Genomic DNA, 18,670 nt, shown 5'->3' on the forward strand with positions numbered 1-18,670 from the left:
GCAAATGTTATATGGTGTATGGCCTGCACGAAACACTTGAAGTCCATGAATTGTCAGCATTCAAAACAGTGTGTCTTACCAAGTCTAAAACAATGCAAGCATTGATCTCTGATCCGGTTCTCAAAGCTATTTTGCAAAAGGACGTTGACCTAACAACACGACAATTGCAAGAGCTGAGTAATGTTTTAAATCAAGCCTCGTCATCACAGGAGGTGGAACAATGAATATACTCTTGGAGTATTTGACCGGACTCAATACGTTAACCGACCAAGTGATTGCTGCTGATTTTTTAAACACCGCCAAAAGCGGTGTGAGAAATTACGCTATGGCCGTAACGGAAGCGGGAACTCCAGAAATTAAAGCTATGCTTACAAAACAACTGGATGAAGCTATCGATATGCATGAGCAAATTTCAACGTACATGATCGAACGTGGCTGGTATCACCCCTGGAACGTAAAAGAGCAGCTGTCGGTGGATCTGCAAAATATCAATACTGCATTGCAAGCTCCTGTTTTGTAAAAGGATGCCTTCGGCATTATACGAAGCACGTTCCTGCTTATATATAAAGTCCTTAAGCCGTCTTTCACGCCGATTCGTGTTAAAGACGGCTTAAGGGGTTATCTCGTGATTCTTATTATTCCGCTTGCCAATTTGGCATCCGCTCTGCCGGGTAACGAAGGCCGGCTGCCATTCCTTTAGGGATGATGGCGTTAATCGTCTCCATTTCTTCTGCGGACAAGCCCACATCAACTGCTCCTGCATTTTCCTCTAAATACGTGACCCGTTTGGTGCCGGGGATTGGTACAATTCCCTCTTGTGCAAGTAGCCAGGCCAAAGCAAGCTGAGAAGGCTTGACTCCTTTTTGAGCCGCAAGATCCTTAACATGCTGCACGAGATCCAGATTCTTTTGGAAATTCTCAGGCTGAAAACGCGGCACCGTGCGACGGAAATCATCTTCTGCGAAATCATCAAACTTCTGAATTTGCCCGCTCAAAAATCCGCGTCCCAGTGGACTGTAGGCCACAAATTCGATGCCCAGCTCCTTACATGTCGGTATCACTTCATCTTCTGCTTCCCGGCTCCATAAGGAGTATTCTGTCTGCAACGCTGTAATCGGGTGTACCTTATGAGCACGTCTGATCAGTGCAGGAGACGCTTCAGATAGCCCCAGATAGCGGACTTTTCCCGCTTGGACCAGATCACTCATCGCCCCTACTGTCTCTTCAATAGGCACATTCGGATCGACCCGGTGCTGGTAGTACAAATCAATCACATCTACACCCAATCTTTGCAAGCTGCGATCACATGCCTGTTTTACATATTCAGGACGGCCACTAACACCCAGGAATCCCCCATCCTCTCCGCGCATAATGGAGAATTTGGTAGCCAACACCACCTCATCCCGGTGGCTCCGCAGGATTTGGCTGATCAGTTTTTCATTTTTCCCCACACCGTAGACATCTGCTGTATCCCAGAAGTTGATCCCCAGCTCCAACGCACGATGAAGCGTTTTGATCGATTCCTGATCATCCAACTCACCATAATACTCGGACATTCCCATGCAGCCCAGACCCAGTGCAGATACTTGAAGGTCGCTGTTACCCAGTTGTTTCTTTTTCAATTTTATCACTCCCAATTTGTCAGAATAGCCATCGCCTGTCCTAATCCATACGTTACACCCAGTATGTTACTACTTAAAGTTAACTTTAAGTCAAGCATTGTCTCGTACGCAGTATTTCATTTTTTTTAATAAAATTTGATGATTAGGTTGTAAGGGGCAGCTGTAAATTGCCATTACCCGTACTTTAAGTGTAACGGATCTCAAAAAACAAATGGGAACGGCAATTAAGTACAAATCCATTATTAGCGGCGGTAGTCTGTCACTGAAGAATAAGGAAGAAGTATGGCTCAAGGAGCTGAAAGAGATTGAAAACTTCGATTTGAATGGAACCTTGCAGTACACGGAAGCCACGGGACGGACAGGCCTGGGATTCAAAGTCGTGAATAATATTTGGCAGGTCTATCTGGTTGTTCATAAAAATGAGACGCTAAAACAACTTCGCAATTATTTTATCAAACAGGATTGCTTTGAAGCCGTTCTTCTTGATGGTGGGGGCTCGTCCGGTATTCAACTCAAAAACTCTGCAGGTACAATGGTTAAGAATGCGCAAACACGTTATATCTACAACATGGTAAAACTCATTAATATCACCTAAACCTTATGATATGACGTGCTTTTATAGGAGTAAGGTGCCTTACCGGCCTCCTCTACAATTCATCCAGCACGACCATTTCCAATGCCAGGAAAACAGAGGTTGCAGGGTACACATAAGAAACCTCAATGGGTTGCCCACCTGTAATTCTTCTGGATTGATTAATTGCCTCCGCTGTCCATCCATCTGCTTATAAATATGTGTATCTGGGATAGATATATAGACCGATTGGATAGGTTTTTCCGTAGGATCAACATTTTCAGGTATTTCTTTGGCAAATTGAACAGACTGTTCAAATCGGATCAAATAGTTCGTGGCAGGGGCTGCTAAGGGTTAATATACTCGCTAAAGATGAAAGTATACAGAAATGGACGGAAGCAAGATTTCCTTTTAGACCATCTGAGCTGACTGAGCCCAAATCTTTTAAAATGATGGATGATAGCCTGGAGTTGGTTAGGGCTTCACTTAAGGAATCGCAAGCCGACAAAGGGGCATATGAAACTGTCATCTCATTCTACGGGAAGATGGATAATGAAATAATGCATGAGGAGTGGAGAGCATATGATGCAGTAGGTAAGCAGTATAACGTACTTGCTATAGAGCGATCGTAGGGCAAAGCAGACTTATGATTCTGGATTACAAAGCTAGATCAGATTCCAGAGGAGCTTATCCTGGTAAGGGAAGTGGTGGATAAACGATACAAAGATCCTAACTGGTCAGTATTGCTCAAATAATATGTAGAGAAAGAAAAGAAGACGTTCTGATTTTATCAGAACGTCTTCTCTTGGGTTGGAATGAGATATGAATCAGTCTATCGAAACAATTTGCCATGATCCACCCTTATCTTTTTCAAAATAAAAGGTATACTGTACATCAGGTGAAGAACCTTTTTCTTTAGTAAGCCGTTTGCCTACTACGGGTACCAATACCCGATCCTTTTCTTTTATAGCTTCGGCAATCCCTGTAAACTTCACTGGATGCTCTAAGAGATAATCGTGACCTGTTCCAATGTCTGGAGCAAGCGCAGCATGAAATTGATTCAAATCGTTTGATACAAAGGCGGCTATAGCCGCTTTGAGTTTGGTTATCATGCCATCCTCAATCAGAGGATCTTTAACTTCATTCCATTTGATCTCGTCCAAGCTATGCTGGACAGCTGATTGACCGGGTTCTTCTTTTACTGCCGATTCTGAGGTTGCTGGCAGTACCGTTTCATTGGTGGATGGACTTGTTGCTTCCTGTTTTCCACAACCAGCAAACACACCTACACTTGCAGCAAGGATAAGAATAGAAATAATTCGAGCAGGTTTATTCATGTTAAATGTACACATCCTTTCTCGTTCTTTGACGAATACAAATGAAGAAAGTTACAATAATCTTATAATAATTTACTCTATTTTTTAAATTATGTAAAAAACGAAGGCATCAATCGAATGATACCTTCGTTTATATTCTATTATATACCCTTTTTTAGGGTGAGTAGAGGGCTAGTAAGGCCCTCTACTTGATTATGAGATTACCGCAAGGCAACCATAGAGAAGACTTTACGACTATCGCCTGTTGCCTTAGGGGTTCCCGCTCTCATCTGTGCAGAACCAGAACCATCAAGGAAAATACCATTCACCAGCGTACCGGAACTGACCTTTTCTTTAATGGCAGAACGGAACTGTGCAGCTGAGCATTTCGTGTTTGTAACCACGAGCCATATATTTTTGCCAGTGTTGTATACCAAACCTGCACGCTCTGCATTACCTGTGCGGTTTGGCATATTTTCTTTATCCGCTTGTGCGGCCCATCCGGATTCGTTATTCAATCCCATACTGATCCCACCTTGAGCCCAGTACTGATGGCGATTTACTACAGCAAGACTTGCTGCCGAGCTTACCACTTGCACAGAGAACTCTCCTTCACGAGAATCCCATACCAGTGTGCCGCGAGCATACTTTGCGTTCTCATAACCAGAGCCGTATGACCCTTTGCTACCACCGACTGGAACGTCATTGTTTACTGCAATCGTGAGCAATGCACCTGAAGAGAAATCGAAGAAGCTACCATTGATACCATCTGTACTCTGGTTCGCAATCGTGGAACCTCCAGGAAGAGCCTTCATATAAACGCTGTTTGGGGATGTTTTGATTGTGTGCAGGACGACTCCGTTAGATGCTGTAACTTGTGAATATGTGTATGCCATAATTCTTACCACTCCTATTAATTATTTTTTAGTGGAAGAACAATGAGGGGGAATCCATCTTCAGCGCTCCATTCCCTAGCGCTTACTGTGATGCCGTATTGCCTTCTCATATATAAAGGAGTGGAATACGCATTTTTTACAACCAATTTTATAAAAAATATAAATGATTAAACTTTACCACAAGCCGGTGCTCTGCATTCGACCTTGCTCAAAAAGACAGAACCATCTGGTCTTGGGGCTTTGCAGGTCACGGGGAGCTAGGGACAGGAAAGGTAAGGGATTCTGCAAAGGAGCCTGTTATAAACAAGTATATTAATGATGTGAAGGAAGTGAGGGCAGGTGGTCAGTTTACTCTTGCGCTCAAAAATGACGGTACCGTGTGGGCCTACGGGGAAAATAACTTTGGCCAACTCGGCAATGGCACCAAAGGAGCTTCTGCCTCTTCCGTTAAGCCTGTGCAGGTACAGGGTTTGGAGGATATTGTAGCCATTAACGCTGGGGATAGCTTCGGTGCAGCCTTAGACAAAGATAATCAGCTATGGGTATGGGGACGCGGTTATGATGGTGCAATGGGGCAGGATGATAAAGAAGACCAGCCTACCCCTGTTCAATATCGAATTGGTGATATCAAAACCTTTACAGCAGGACCTGACCGCATATATGTATTGACCAATAGCGGAGAAGTATATGCTTCCGGCAACAACTCTTCTGGAAAGCTTGGGGATGGAACTTCTACTTTTAGAAGATCACCCGTATTGATCAATGTTTCCAATGTAAGTAGACTGAAAGCAGGTAAAAGTCAAACTTTTGCACTTAAAAATGATGGAACTCTTTGGGGTTGGGGAACGAATAATGTCGGGCAGGTAGGTGATGGAACCGATGTATTTTCTGTTAAAGTCCCATCCCAAGTTGTAGATGACACCAACACGCCACTAACTGATGTAGTAGCATTCAGTGCAGCAGGAACCCATTCCCATGCGCTGACGGCCGATGGAACGGTCTGGTCCTGGGGATCTAATGGAAATGGTGAGCTTGGTATCGGCAACGTCAAGACCCAATATGCTGCTACGAAAACGAATTTCCCGAATCCATTTTCTAAATAAGCTCCGTTCTCTCCAATTGAATCAGGGCAGGTTCAATCAACTGTCCTGATTGCTTTTTTATTTTCATATAGAACCTGCTTTATTATAAAAAAACTATTGTTATGTATGAACAGAAGCGCTTCGCGGCTTCTGAAAGACGGCGAGAAAATTCATTTACAGAGCTAAGGCCTCTTCCGTGATCTTTTTTATATCAATGGATGAAGGCGTTTCTTCCTTAACCATATCCGGCAGGATATTTTCCAAAAAATACTCAACGCATTTCAAATTAATATTTTTGATTTTTACAAGCGCATTGCGATACATCACGATAAATTCCTTTTCGGTATTCCCCCGCTGAAGCTCGGCAAACGCTTCATACACCTGATCCATTTTATCCGCTACTTCTAAAATTAAGCCTTCAACAGAATCATCTTTACCTTCTCTTAGCTGCTTGCGGAAAATTGCTTTAAAATCCTCGGGAATATTCTCTTCTATAAAATACTCAATCATACCCTCTTCAACTTGCTGGATTAATAACCGTAGTTCCTTGGAGGAATGCTTAACAGGCGTTTTAATGTCTCCAATAAAAATCTCGCCGTAATCGTGACTGCTGGTAATCTCGTATAGCTTTTTCCAATCAATATTGAGGCCGTTTCTCTCTTCGATATCAGCCAGGGTTTTGGCATATTGTACTACTTTCCAGGAATGAGCCGATACACTATGTTCCTCGAATTTAAACTTGCCTGGACAACGAATAATTCTTTCCAACTCATTTAGCGATCGAAAATAGGTGTGAATTCCCATCAATACATCCATCCTTTAACGGTATGAAATAGTATATATAAACCAACTATAAACCTCAACTATTAACAGCAGATTATCGCAATATCAAGTTGACTCTTTCACATATAGCACATAAACAAATTTTGCTATACACTTTATATAAAAAAGTAAAAGTGGTGAAATCGTTGTTTAAAATCTTGCTGATTGAAGATGATGAAACTTTGTTCCATGAAATAAAGGACAGGTTAACTCAATGGGCCTATGATGTGTACGGCATCCGGGATTTTAGTAAAGTCATTCAAGAATTCACAACGATAAAGCCCGATCTAGTCGTGATTGATATTCAATTGCCGAAATTTGATGGTTTTCATTGGTGTCGAATGATTCGATCCCACTCTAACGTCCCGATTATCTTCTTATCATCGCGGGATCACCCTACGGATATAGTAATGTCAATGCAGCTTGGAGCGGATGATTTTATCCAAAAACCCTTCCATTTTGATGTACTGATTGCAAAATTACAAGCGACACTTCGCCGTGTATATAATTACAATACAGAACCTGTTTCCCTGAAAACATGGCGTGGAGCGACGGTCGATTATGAAAAAAATGTAGTAGCCAATGAGGCTGGCTCCATCGAATTAACCAAGAACGAGATTTTTATTTTGAAGCTGCTGATTGAACAAAAAAATAAAATTGTCGCACGAGAGGAATTAATTAAAAGCCTCTGGGATGATGAACGTTTTGTCAGCGACAATACCCTGACCGTCAACTTGAACCGCCTGCGTAAAAAATTGGACGAGCTGGATTTGGGCTGTTTCATTGAAACAAAAGTGGGGCAAGGCTACATGGCTACAGAAGAGGCACCTGCCTATGATTAAAAAATACCTTACAGAGAGGCGGAGCTGGATTCTACTTTTTGTATGCCAACAAATGCTGATCCTTCTCATTGCTTATGTGGATACGGCCATCCCGTTGATACCGATCCTGTATGTCGTTTTCTTATCTATGTTGGTTTTCCTGGTTTTTTTAATCGTTCGCTATCCCAAGGAAACCAAGTTCTATAGGGCCTTGGAAGAATGGGAGGGGCCTCTCCAATTAACCGGAATGGGCGAACCTGAAAGTCCATTTGAGCGAATCATTGAACACAAAATTGTCCATCAGACCGAACGACTACAACAGATGATCTCGCAAAATCAATTGACTCTGGAACACGAAAAGGATGAGCTGTTATCATGGATTCATGAGGTGAAAACACCTTTAACCGCTATGCATTTGATGATTGAGCGACTGGATGACAAATCTCTTAAGGCTCAGCTAACTTATGAATGGCTGCGAATTCATTTACTGCTGGACCAACAGTTGCATCAGAAGCGCATATCTTTTATTGAAAACGATTTGTACGTCGAGCAAGTAGATTTAAAATCTCTGGTTTTTAAAGAGATCAAAGCATTACAGTCATGGTGCATCCAAAAAGGGATCGGTTTTGACATCCGACTTGAGCAAATGGAAGTGCTAAGTGATGCCAAATGGCTAGCTTTTATCATCAGACAGCTCTTAACCAATGCCATCAAATATAGCGATGCCAGTGATATTATCATTCACAGCTATGAACATAAGGATCGAATACAGCTTGAGGTTCAAGACTTTGGGCGTGGGATTGATCCGAAGGATATACCTCGTATTTTCGAGAAAGGTTTTACATCCACGACCCAGCATTCCGATCATACTTCAACAGGCATGGGGTTATATTTAACGAAAAAGGCAGCGCAGTCCTTGCTCATACATATAGATGTGCACTCCAAACCGAACACGGGTACTACCTTCACTTTAATTTTCCCCAAACGAAATGATTTCGTAAGTATGATGAGCATGTGACAGAGATGTCACATGCTTTTATGTATTGTTCGCCCAATCAAGGGAAAAGCATCGGCACGATTTTTATAATAAGGCTACAAGAACAATAAGGAGTGCATCGAAGTGAATATTTTAGAAGCCCATAAGATTCACAAAAGCTATGGTAATAAGCTAAATATGCAGGAGGTTTTGAAGGGAATAGATATCGTTATTGAGGAAGGTGAATTTGTCAGTATTATGGGAGCCTCCGGTTCAGGTAAAACCACTCTGCTAAATGTCCTTTCCTCCATTGATAAAGTAAGCCACGGTTCCATTAAGATCAATGATATCGAAATGACGAAAATGAAAGAAAAGCAACTGGCTGAATTCCGCAAACAGCATTTAGGCTTTATTTTTCAAGAGTATAATCTGCTGGATACGCTCACCGTGAAGGAGAATATCCTTTTGCCCCTATCTATCACCAAAACGCCTAAAAAAGAGGCCAACCGAAGATTTCAGGAGGTGGCTACAGAGCTGGGGATTTATGAGCTCAAGGACAAGTATCCCAATGAAATTTCGGGTGGACAGAAACAGCGTACATCTGCGGCTAGAGCGTTTATTCATGAGCCTACGATTATTTTTGCCGATGAACCTACGGGTGCGCTTGATTCGAAGTCGGCTTCTGATCTATTAAACAAGCTGGGTCAGCTGAACCAAAAGCGCAAAGCAACTATTATTATGGTCACGCATGATCCTGTTGCAGCCAGCCATTGCAGCCGAGTCATTTTTATGAAGGATGGGCAAATGTATACGCAGCTTCATAAAGGCGTGCAGGAAAGGCAAAGCTTCTTCCAGGATATCATGAAAACCCAAGCAGTCTTAGGCGGGGTCCAATATGAACATTAATCTGCTCATTCTAAAGAATTTGAAAAAAAACCTGAAAAATTATTACCTTTATGTTTTTGCTCTCATTTTCAGTGTTGCGCTCTATTTCGCCTTTGTCACATTACAATACGATCCCTCCATGGACGAAGTGAAGGGCTCTGTTAAAGGCGCAGCTTCTATACGGGCAGCATCCGTCTTACTGGTCGCTATTGTATGCATTTTCCTTTTGTATGCTAATAATATTTTTATAAAAAGACGCAGTAAAGAAATTGGCCTATTTCAACTGATCGGAATGACAAAAAGTAAAATTTTTCGCATTCTAAGTGCTGAAAACTTAATTTTATACTTCGGTTCTCTTTTCGTTGGAATTGGGGTTGGATTTTCTTTTTCCAAATTAGTGATCATGATTTTATTTAAGACGACGGGCGTCGAGGCTATTGCCACTCTATATTTCTCGAACCAAGCACTGACTCAAACACTCATCGTTTTTGTTGTCATCTACTTGCTGATTATGGTCATGAATTACTCTTTTATCAAAAGACAAAGTATTTTGTCTTTGTTCCGAGTGACCTCAACCACCGAAGGGAAAATCAAGAAAATAACGATCTTTGAGATGATTATCGGGATCATTGGCGTCTCACTCATCGCGTTAGGTTACTATGTTTCCTCCAGATTATTTGGTGGAGACTTTACATCCCTAAATGAGCTATTTATGGCAATGGTGTTTATTTTGGGCTCTGTCATCATCGGAACATTTCTCTTTTATAAAGGGTCCATCCGCTTTATTTCCAATATCATCAGAAAAAGTAAAGGCGGCTACTTAAACATTCATGAGGTGCTGTCCCTCTCATCCATTATGTTCCGCATGAAATCCAATGCTTTGTTGTTAACCATTATTACGACAGTATCGGCACTTGCTATCGGTTTACTATCCTTAAGCTATATCGCCTATTATTCTGCGGATCAAGCAGCTGAGGATAATGTACCTTCCCATTTTGCCATGACGAATGTGCCGGATGCGGAGAAATTCAAAGCGTTACTTCATGAGCATGATATACAGTATCGAGAAAAGAAAATTGAAGTGATTCAAGTCAGTGTGAAGACAGCGCAAATTATGGAGACTCCTATGGAACAATTAAATGAGGGTGCGGATTTCATGACACTGCCTGTCGTAAGCGACCAATCTGTGGAAGATACGGATGTATCTCCAGGCCAAACGGTTTTAACGGGCTATAATGATATGTTACAGAAATTCATGTCCTTGAAAGACTTTGGACCCTTGGATTTGAGGGGGAAAACAGAAGTCATACCTCAACAATATGTGGGTCTAAAAAAGGATTATGTGATTCCCTACTATTTTGCAGCTGGGGGAGTACCCACTGTCATTGTAGACGAAACCATTTTTGAGCGGTTAAAGAAAGATGTAAATCCAGAGATCCAAAAGAAGTCATCCTTATATATTGGAATTGATATGCTAAACTCAGCGCAGATTGAAGAAGCCGATCGCCTCTTTGCAGCTGCGAATTTTAATGATCAACAAACATCACAGCTTGAAATGAGCAGTAATCAGAAGAGAAATATGGGAGTGATCATGTTTGTCGTTGGCTTTTTGGGACTCACCTTTCTCATTACATCAGGCTGCATCCTTTATTTTAAGCAAATGGATGAGAGCGAAGACGAAAAGGCCAATTATACTGTATTGAGAAAGTTAGGCTTCACCCAAAGTGACCTGCTGCAAGGCATTAAAATAAAACAACTCTTTAACTTCGGCATTCCGTTAGTGATCGGCCTATCACACAGCTATTTCGCCGTCCAATCCGGCTGGTTCTTGTTTGGGACCGAAGTTTGGATGCCTATGATCATCGTGATGGTACTATACACCGCCTTATATTCCATCTTTGGAGTGCTATCCATTCTGTATTATAAAAAGGTCATTAAATCAGCATTATAACTGGCAAAAAATCAAAAAATGCCCTCAGCACAAGTGCCGGGGGCTTTTCCAAATATTTGAGCATTTTTGTTCCTGCGTGTACAATAAAATAACTATCATCGTAACCCCAAGGGGGGGAGCTTATTTTATTATTAATCATCAATGGCATCGGCATCATAGCGAATATTATACTGGGTTCCTTTATAGGCGTGGCTATTTTTATGGGAATCGTTTTTTTCCTGATTGGCTTGCCTGAGTTTAAAAAATCGCCAAAACTTACGAAAAAGGCCAAAAAAGATGTCGCCTATATTATGTCAACACTATTAACTCTTCTTATATTCGTAGTTATTGTTTCTTGGAATATTCATACTTCAGGTGACCTGTTTCTTGAAGGTCCGCTAACACCGCAAATGAAGCTTCAGTGGGGGCAAAAGGTGTTGATACTAGGGTTACTGGAGGGCTTATGGGCTGCTATCACCCTAAAATGGCTGTTGCCCATCTTTTTTGATCCCCTGGATCTCAGCAAGAAGCAAATCCTTGTTTTAGTGAGCGGAATTGCATTTAGTGTGGTTTCAGGCATCTATGCCATGCTTGATGCCAGTTAAAAAGTCTCGCCCTTCTCTGTTACGGACAGGAAGAGCGAGACTTTGTTATTGATGGCTTCCCTCAATAGAGGCTCGTGTGAATGCTTAGCGCAAAGGCTCAAAACCCTCTGCTTGCTTCAGAATCTGCTCAATTTCCGCGCAGGTCTCCGGTTGCAAAGTCACCTCGACTGCCTTCACATTTTCCTCGATCTGTGCCGGTTTAGTAGCCCCAATCAGTGCAGCGCTGATCCCCGGTTCTCTCAGAATCCAGGCAAGCGCGAGTTGTGACAAGGTGATACCCAAGTCCTTCGCCAGCTGATCCAGCTCCTGAACGCAGTTGAGAACAGTATCGTTCATATAACTGCTGATGACATTATTGACAGAGGCATCAGCCCCGCGGCTACCCGTCGGTATAGGCTGTCCCGGCTTGTATTTACCTGTGAGGACGCCTTGGGCCAGAGGTGAAAATACAATTTGGCCGATGCCTACCTGACCGGATACGGGAAGTACCTCATGCTCGATATAACGCTCGAACATATTATAGATCGGCTGATTGGCAATCAGCGGGCGCAGATTCAGCCGTTTTCCAATACCATAGGCATCCGTGAGCTGGGCAGCACTCCATTCACTAACCGCAGCATACAGGATCTTGCCTTGAGCTTGAAGATCATCAAGCGCCCGCAGTGTCTCTTCCAACGGAGTGTCTGGATCATAACGATGGCAGAAGTACATGTCGATATAATCTGTGCCGAGGCGCTTCAAACTCGCCTCACATTGCTCCATAATGTGCTTGCGTGACAGTCCTCTGTCATTGGGACCAGAATCCATAGGAAAGAATACCTTGGTCGAAAGCACATAGCTCTCTCTTCGATAAGGCTTCAAAGCGGCTCCCATAGCCTTCTCGCCTTCTCCATGGTTATACGCGTTCGCGGTATCAAAGAAATTGATTCCAAGTTCAAAGGCTTTGGCAATACAGGTATGAGCTGCTTCCTGTTCGGCGGCTGTACCGTACGTTAACCAGCTTCCCAGTCCAATTTCGCTAATTTTAAGACCGCTATTACCTACATTTCTATATCTCATATCTACTCCTTCTTTCCTAAGAAGCTCGCATTTTTATATATTTTAGCATGTAAACCCTTTCATTAAAACAAATAATAAAGGACTCATGGAGTTACATGAAGGACATCTACCACCCTGACTGCTAGGGTGGTAGATACCGTAGTCTCATAATCTCAAATCATGTCTACTTGCTTCCTACAGGAAAAAGCGCATCATATGCAGGACAAGGCAGTTTGTCGAGAAACTCCTGAAGCTGCTTCGGTTTATTTTTGTAAATATCCTTTAGGGACGTTCCGTTATAAATATTACCGATGACCACAGGATGACAAAGTTCACAGATTAGAATATCCCCGTTCCCGTGAAGATGAAGCTGCTTCTTACCATCAACACAGTTGGAAAAATATACACCTGGCTCTTCCTTGAAGCCCAGCTCCTGAGCAAAACGGTCCATACAGGTGAAATACAGCACGGTATCGTCTTTTTTATGAGCGATCAGGTCATGAACGGAACGGACAAGTGCTTCCTTGGTGGAGATCGCGTTCCAATTCGTATGATCCATCACAATGCTGTTTTGGATTTCGTGGATGCGCACACCGAGTTCGTATACTTTTTCACTGATTGCTGGCATATTGTTCTGTGTCTCTGCAAATAGCAAAGTTTCCAGCACCGTTTCCAACTTGGCTTCGGTACACAACCGAATATTTTGAACGATTTTCTCATACATGCGAGGGTGAACATGATAATACTGTGCATATTTATCGGCATCCGTAAAGTTGAAGGAGATATGAATGTTGGAAAGCCCCGCGTCACGCAGCTTCTCAATTCGTTCAGGGCTGAGCAAGCTGGCATTGGTATTGAGCTGGGTAGCGATTCCTTTGCTCGAACAGTGAGCCACAATATCCAGACAGTCCTCATACTTCAAGGTCACTTCTCCCCCGGACAGTCGCACACGTTTTAACGTTGGAATATCATCAATGATACTTTTGACCTCTTTACTGCTAATGCATTGTCCGTCGTTCCGCTGATATGCGCAGCAGTAATCACACTTGAAGTTGCAATTAGAGGTGACCCCGACTTCCAGTCCCTCTAGCTCATAAATGCCCGGCTTCTCCAGCTCAAGTGCTTTATATTTATTCTCTATACTCACTTTCTTATTGTCCTCCCGATCTCAGGCTTGTGTCTTGAATTCCCTTGAGATTATACAGAATGGGAGCGGTTTGTAGATATGACATTGGTAACGGTGAGCTTACTTTACCGGAGTAAGAAATTCTTTATCTATATACTTATAAGTCTCAAATAAACCTTGAGAGCCATAAGGCACATCTAATTCATGTCCATTTAAAGTAATATAGGATTGCCCTGTTACAGCTAACTCCTGATGAAAGGGATCTATCTTTTTAATGTTTTCTACATTTGTAAATGAAAAAACCCATATCTCAGCATTCGTAGCTAAGTCACCCGCTGCAATGACTAATTCGTTGGTTCCATCATGATCAAAATCGTAAACGCTCGCTTGAAACCTATAGCCTGCTTTCAATTCACCAAACTCGTCAAAGGCTTCCGATTCTCCAGTTGAAGACAAGTCGAGTGGCCAACCTGTAGACTCGGAAGGGAATACCACCAATGTTTTCACTCCGTTAGGATGATCCATCCCTAATACGAGTTCAGCCTTAGTTGCCCCCATTTGAAGGGGTAACTCCACATCAGGTTGGCCTGACGTCCAATCTGCATGAACTAACGAATTTCCCTCTTCTGAACGTATTATAGCTTTTTCTTTAGATACGACCACTTTCATAGATTGGCCTGCATCAGTTGCATCTTCCTTCTTCTCTTCAGAATTTATCGGTTGCTCGGAGGACATATTTTTGGAGATTGAGGCTTTTGAAAATGAATCCGTATTCTTCTCTTGATGGGTTCCACATGCTGTCACAATCAGCAATAAAAACAAAAACATTATAGACGATGTTTTTCTCATAAATTTCAAAACCCGTTCCTTCCTCATTTGTTCTTATATTCCATAAACAATGGTGCTATGTAATTTCCATAGATAATAATAACATATATTGAATAGTGCTCTTGAATCCGACACATCTCCTACAATTGTGATCAATATGTGAACTGGGCATAGTTCTCCTTTCCAAATCCATACTGAATATATCTGTTGGTAATGGAGGCGGAAGATCGTGGACAAAAGGATGAATCTGCTTATGTTCAGCGGCGATTATGATAAAGCTATGGCTGGACTGATTTTGGCCAATACAGCTCGGGAGCTGGATGTCGAGGTTACGATGTTTTTTGCATTCTGGGGATTATCATTGGTTCGTGATCCCGATAAAATGACGCTTGAGGACAAGACCATTTACGAGAAACTTATGGATCTGGTGACTCCCAAGGGGCCTGAAGCTTTACCGCTATCCCATATGAATTTTAGCGGTCTGGGCAAGCTGATGCTGACGGAAATGCTGGAAGACAATGAGGCACCGAAGCTGATCCATTTCCTGAAAGGAGCCCGGAAGAAAAACGTCAAATTTTATGCCTGCAAGCTATCGGTGGATATTATGGGTTTTAAACCGGAAGAATTCATCCCTGAACTGGAAATTATCGAGGCAAAAACGTATCTAAAAGATGCGCTTGAGTCGGATATGCAGCTTTTTATCTAATATATCCTCATGCCTTATCCTGCTATTGGATGAGGCTTTTTATTTTGACTAAATGATGACATTCGCCTATTTTTTTTAACCTATTCCAGCCTCCCTACGTACCCTAAGAAGATAGAACGACTTGGGAGGCGCCGTATGCTCATGGCTCGAATCGGAAGTAGTAACTGTAGGTATCAGCCTTCTAACGAGGCTTATTTCCAAAAGTATCGCGAAAATACAATCGGTTATCACCAGACCTTTGAATCTCCATATGGGCTTAAAAAGCTGATTTATGCGGATTGGGCAGCCAGCGGTCGTCTGTATGGCCCCATCGAGTCGAAAATAGTTCATGAATTAGGTCCATTTGTGGCGAACACGCATACGGAGTCTAATTTGACAGGTACTCTAATGACCCAAGCCTATGAAAAAGCAAAACAAATCATTAAGAACCACATTCATGCCAATGAACATGATATCATTCTATTCGCCGGGTCCGGGATGACAGGTGCGGTGAATAAGCTTCAGCGACTATTAGGATTGAAAATACATGAAAAATTAAAGCCCCTCTACCCCATCGCTAAAAAAGACCGTCCCGTTATTTTTGTTACACACATGGAGCATCATTCCAATCATATTTCCTGGGCAGAAACCATTGGAGACGTTGTGTGTCTTCCTCCAGGTCCTGGAGGAATGGTCGATCCAGCTCATCTCGAACGACTGCTGCTTCAATTTCAGCATCGCCCGATCAAGATTGGCGCTTTTACCGCCTGCTCCAATGTTACAGGGTTTGAAGTGCCGATTCACCAGCTATCCCGCAAAATGCATGAACATGGCGGCGTATGTTTCGTTGATTTTTCGGCAAGCGCACCTTATGCGGAGATCGACATGCACCCTACAGATCCCCTTGAGAAACTGGACGGAATTGTATTTTCCCCTCACAAATTCCTTGGTGGCCCCGGTACAAGCGGCGTTCTCATTATGGATTCGCGGCTGTGCCTCCATTGTGCTCCCGATCAACCCGGGGGCGGTACGGTGAGTTGGACCAATCCTTGGGGTGGATACGAGTATAAAGATAGTATTGAAGCACGCGAGGATGGAGGGACCCCTCCTTTTCTACAGGCTGTTCGAACCGCGCTCTGTATTCAGCTGAAGGAACAAATGGGATACAGCCGCATGTTGGAGCGTAAAAAGGAGCTGACCTCATTATTGCTAAAAGGCTTGGGCACCATACCAGGTCTGCATATTTTGGGAGGAAACAGCCAAGATCGGCTGGGAATCGTTTCTTTCGTTGTCGGTCATATTCACTATAACCTGATTGTAAAACTACTAAATGATCGATTTGGCATTCAGGTCCGAGGCGGCTGTTCATGTGCAGGCCCCTATGGACATTATTTGCTGGGCATCGACCAGCAAGCATCTAAGCAAATGACAGACCTGATTCATGAGGGAGACTTATCTCGAAAGCCGGGCTGGGTGCGTCTGTCGCTTCATCCCATGATGACCAATCAGGAAGTCTCCTATATTGTCTCTTCCATACGGGCTATCATGGAAAACATCATAACCTGGCAAAAAGATTATACCTATCAACCGGAATCAAACGAATGGCGATCTATGAATGAACATCACAAAATAGACATCAGCAAATGGTTCAACTTTAGCAATTAAAAGACTCTTGTCCGTTTCCTTCTTTCAAAATACTCATAAGCTACACTGTAAGATTACTATATGAGGAAAGAAGGGGCGACAATGGGTGTCAATTTTCGCAACAGCACCAATGCGGCTATCTTTCTAGTTTTTGCCTATCCGGACTTCAGCTGTACTCCTGTTAACTACTCTAAAGCAGGCTGGTTTCGTGTGAACCCCGGTCAAACGATTCAAGTATGGAGCGGCTTCGCCGGAGGTAATACGTTTTTCTATTATGCCGAGGACGACTTTGGACGTACATGGCGAGGTTCATACTTCACTCAAGTTCCTGAAAATGCCTTCGATTGGTGCTGGGATACAGGCTGTACCACTTGTAGAAACGTGGGACTGCGGAGAATTGCGGTTAGCCCGTTCGTCTTGAACTATACTATCGACTTTATAACAAGCAGCAGTCAAAGAAAACCTGCATCAACCACACTCCGCATGACGCTGCCTTCCAAAGCAACTCAAGAGAAACCTATCTTGCGCAGAGTTCCTGCAAAACCTAAGAGACTAAAACAAGGAAAGCCTCTCCTGCAAAGACGCATCACGCATAAAAAACGGACCAAATAAACAATGATCTGATCGGCCCCACCTGTACAGATTATTTAGAACCAAAAAAGGAGCGACCTCCTCACATGGTCTGCTCCTTTATCTTTCTCGATACTGAGGTCAATCCGCCTATTTGTTCTCGGATTCCCACTTGGATATCTCTTCACGCACCCGTGGCGCTACTTCTGTTCCCAATAATTCAATAGCTCTCATGACATCATCATGCGGCATCGTGCCGACGGGCACATGCAATAGAAACCGTGTAATGCCTACCTGTTTACGGAGGTGAATGATTTTCTTGGCTACCGTATCAGGATCGCCCACATATAATGCTCCTTCAAAGCTGCGCGCGGCATCGAAGCTGGAACGAGTATAAGGACCCCAACCACGTTCACGCCCAAGCACATTCATGCTCTGCTGAGTGGAAGGGAAAAACTTATCCGCTGCAAGCTCGGTAGTCTCCGCGATAAAACCATGCGAGTGGGATGCAACTGGAAGCAGCGATGTATCATGACCTGCATGTTTAGCTGCCTTTTTGTACAACTCCACCAATGGTGCAAACTGCATAGGGCTGCCTCCAATAATGGCAAGCACCAACGGCAATCCAAGCAAGCCCGCACGAACCACTGATTCCTGATTGCCTCCACTCCCAATCCATACAGGCAAAGGATTTTGCACCGGACGCGGGTACACGCCCAAATTGTTGATTGCGGACCGATGTCCGCCTTTCCAGGTCACTTTTTCGGATTCACGTATTTTCAATAACAGCTCCAGCTTTTCATCAAACAACTCATCGTAGTTATCCAGGTCATATCCAAACAATGGGAACGATTCTATAAAAGAACCTCGGCCTGCCATAATCTCAGCTCGTCCATTCGAAATACCGTCCAGCGTAGCAAAGTCCTGAAACACACGCACCGGATCATCCGATGAAAGCACCGTAACCGCACTAGTTAGGCGAATTCGTTGGGTTTGTGCCGCAGCAGCAGCCAGTATAACAGCCGGAGCAGATGCTGCATAATCTTTACGATGATGCTCTCCCACGCCGTACACATCCAGTCCTACCTGATCAGCAAGTACAATTTCCTCGACCACTTCACGTATCCGTTGTGCGTGACTGATGACCTCACCGGTTTGGGGATCCGGTGTTGTTTCTACAAACGTGCTTATACCTATCTCCACTTATGCTACCCCCTATTGTATGTTTCACTTTTATTCGGCTGCTTCCAAAG

At 43.3% G+C, this 18,670-nt stretch carries 20 protein-coding genes; 12 read left to right on the forward strand and 8 right to left on the reverse strand.

Annotated elements, in window-relative coordinates:
* Positions 1–11 precede the first annotated feature (11 nt).
* Both HFD99_RS10630 and HFD99_RS10635 read left to right on the forward strand, forming a co-directional pair.
* Positions 12–224 carry a hypothetical protein gene (locus tag HFD99_RS10630; protein WP_016822559.1) on the forward strand — a complete coding sequence of 71 codons (213 nt, stop codon included), beginning with the start codon at positions 12–14 and terminating at the stop codon, positions 222–224.
* Entirely contained in the window at positions 221–520 is a 300-nt protein-coding gene (locus HFD99_RS10635; RefSeq protein WP_016822558.1) for a spore coat protein, read from the forward strand. The genes HFD99_RS10630 and HFD99_RS10635 overlap by 4 nt, the downstream gene beginning before the upstream one ends.
* 115 nt (positions 521–635) lie before the next feature.
* Here the strand turns inward: HFD99_RS10635 and HFD99_RS10640 are convergent, their stop codons facing one another.
* Positions 636–1,622 (reverse strand): aldo/keto reductase, encoded by a 987-nt coding sequence (locus HFD99_RS10640; protein WP_123797824.1) that lies wholly within the window; start codon positions 1,620–1,622, stop codon positions 636–638.
* 211 nt (positions 1,623–1,833) lie between these two features.
* Here HFD99_RS10640 and HFD99_RS10645 point away from each other — a divergent pair, with 211 nt between their 5' ends.
* Positions 1,834–2,217, forward strand: a complete 384-nt coding sequence (locus HFD99_RS10645) for a phosphodiester glycosidase family protein (RefSeq protein WP_025366195.1) — start codon at positions 1,834–1,836, stop codon at positions 2,215–2,217.
* A gap of 803 nt (positions 2,218–3,020) precedes the next feature.
* On the opposite strand, the gene HFD99_RS10650 is transcribed toward HFD99_RS10645, so the two are convergent.
* Positions 3,021–3,530, reverse strand: coding sequence for a hypothetical protein (locus tag HFD99_RS10650; protein WP_123797825.1), 510 nt, complete (start codon positions 3,528–3,530; stop codon positions 3,021–3,023).
* A 200-nt stretch (positions 3,531–3,730) separates the two neighbouring features.
* Positions 3,731–4,405, reverse strand: a complete 675-nt coding sequence (locus HFD99_RS10655) for a hypothetical protein (protein WP_123797826.1) — start codon at positions 4,403–4,405, stop codon at positions 3,731–3,733.
* Between the two features lie 224 nt (positions 4,406–4,629).
* On the opposite strand from HFD99_RS10655, the gene HFD99_RS10660 reads away from it, so the two are divergent.
* A complete protein-coding gene (locus HFD99_RS10660) occupies positions 4,630–5,508 on the forward strand; it encodes an RCC1 domain-containing protein (RefSeq protein ID WP_225164922.1) in 879 nt (292 codons plus the stop codon).
* Positions 5,509–5,661: 153 nt separating this feature from the next.
* On the opposite strand, the gene HFD99_RS10665 is transcribed toward HFD99_RS10660, so the two are convergent.
* Complete coding sequence (locus tag HFD99_RS10665) at positions 5,662–6,291, reverse strand: YfbR-like 5'-deoxynucleotidase (protein WP_019689016.1); 630 nt, start codon at positions 6,289–6,291, stop codon at positions 5,662–5,664.
* 164 nt (positions 6,292–6,455) lie between these two features.
* Here HFD99_RS10665 and HFD99_RS10670 point away from each other — a divergent pair, with 164 nt between their 5' ends.
* The 5 genes from HFD99_RS10670 (at position 6,456) to HFD99_RS10690 (ending at position 11,526) form a co-directional block, all read left to right on the forward strand.
* The gene (locus HFD99_RS10670; protein WP_044786679.1) at positions 6,456–7,151 is read left to right on the forward strand and encodes a response regulator transcription factor; all 696 of its coding nucleotides are present in this window, start codon (positions 6,456–6,458) and stop codon (positions 7,149–7,151) included.
* The gene (locus HFD99_RS10675) at positions 7,144–8,148 is read left to right on the forward strand and encodes a sensor histidine kinase (RefSeq protein ID WP_123797827.1); all 1,005 of its coding nucleotides are present in this window, start codon (positions 7,144–7,146) and stop codon (positions 8,146–8,148) included. The genes HFD99_RS10670 and HFD99_RS10675 overlap by 8 nt, the downstream gene beginning before the upstream one ends.
* Positions 8,149–8,250: 102 nt before the next feature.
* Positions 8,251–9,012, forward strand: coding sequence for an ABC transporter ATP-binding protein (locus HFD99_RS10680; RefSeq protein ID WP_025366200.1), 762 nt, complete (start codon positions 8,251–8,253; stop codon positions 9,010–9,012).
* A complete protein-coding gene (locus HFD99_RS10685) occupies positions 9,002–10,942 on the forward strand; it encodes an ABC transporter permease (protein WP_123797828.1) in 1,941 nt (646 codons plus the stop codon). The genes HFD99_RS10680 and HFD99_RS10685 overlap by 11 nt, the downstream gene beginning before the upstream one ends.
* A gap of 200 nt (positions 10,943–11,142) precedes the next feature.
* Positions 11,143–11,526: a hypothetical protein gene (locus HFD99_RS10690; RefSeq protein ID WP_225164824.1), complete on the forward strand. Its 384-nt coding sequence runs from the start codon at positions 11,143–11,145 to the stop codon at positions 11,524–11,526.
* 84 nt (positions 11,527–11,610) lie between these two features.
* Here HFD99_RS10690 and HFD99_RS10695 read toward each other — a convergent pair whose 3' ends face one another.
* The 3 genes from HFD99_RS10695 to HFD99_RS10705 all read right to left on the reverse strand — a co-directional run bounded on the left by HFD99_RS10695 (position 11,611) and on the right by HFD99_RS10705 (position 14,548).
* A complete protein-coding gene (locus HFD99_RS10695; protein WP_123797830.1) occupies positions 11,611–12,585 on the reverse strand; it encodes an aldo/keto reductase family protein in 975 nt (324 codons plus the stop codon).
* 163 nt (positions 12,586–12,748) lie between these two features.
* A complete protein-coding gene (locus tag HFD99_RS10700; RefSeq protein ID WP_123797831.1) occupies positions 12,749–13,711 on the reverse strand; it encodes a radical SAM protein in 963 nt (320 codons plus the stop codon).
* A gap of 99 nt (positions 13,712–13,810) precedes the next feature.
* Positions 13,811–14,548: a hypothetical protein gene (locus tag HFD99_RS10705; RefSeq protein WP_123797832.1), complete on the reverse strand. Its 738-nt coding sequence runs from the start codon at positions 14,546–14,548 to the stop codon at positions 13,811–13,813.
* 199 nt (positions 14,549–14,747) lie between these two features.
* Between HFD99_RS10705 and HFD99_RS10710 the strand changes: the two genes are divergently transcribed.
* From HFD99_RS10710 to HFD99_RS10720, 3 genes are all read left to right on the forward strand, one after another.
* Positions 14,748–15,224 (forward strand): DsrE/DsrF/DrsH-like family protein, encoded by a 477-nt coding sequence (locus HFD99_RS10710; RefSeq protein WP_016822540.1) that lies wholly within the window; start codon positions 14,748–14,750, stop codon positions 15,222–15,224.
* Positions 15,225–15,359: 135 nt separating this feature from the next.
* Positions 15,360–16,868: an aminotransferase class V-fold PLP-dependent enzyme gene (locus HFD99_RS10715; RefSeq protein ID WP_123797833.1), complete on the forward strand. Its 1,509-nt coding sequence runs from the start codon at positions 15,360–15,362 to the stop codon at positions 16,866–16,868.
* 81 nt (positions 16,869–16,949) lie between these two features.
* On the forward strand, positions 16,950–17,459 hold the full coding sequence (locus tag HFD99_RS10720) for a DUF1036 domain-containing protein (protein WP_016822538.1): 510 nt from the start codon (positions 16,950–16,952) through the stop codon (positions 17,457–17,459).
* 108 nt (positions 17,460–17,567) lie between these two features.
* Here HFD99_RS10720 and HFD99_RS10725 read toward each other — a convergent pair whose 3' ends face one another.
* Positions 17,568–18,620, reverse strand: coding sequence for an LLM class flavin-dependent oxidoreductase (locus tag HFD99_RS10725; RefSeq protein ID WP_090889133.1), 1,053 nt, complete (start codon positions 18,618–18,620; stop codon positions 17,568–17,570).
* Positions 18,621–18,670 lie beyond the last annotated feature (50 nt).

The organism is Paenibacillus sp. EKM301P, from assembly GCF_011800295.1.
In the GTDB taxonomy this organism is placed as follows: Bacteria; Bacillota; Bacilli; order Paenibacillales; family Paenibacillaceae; genus Paenibacillus; species Paenibacillus polymyxa.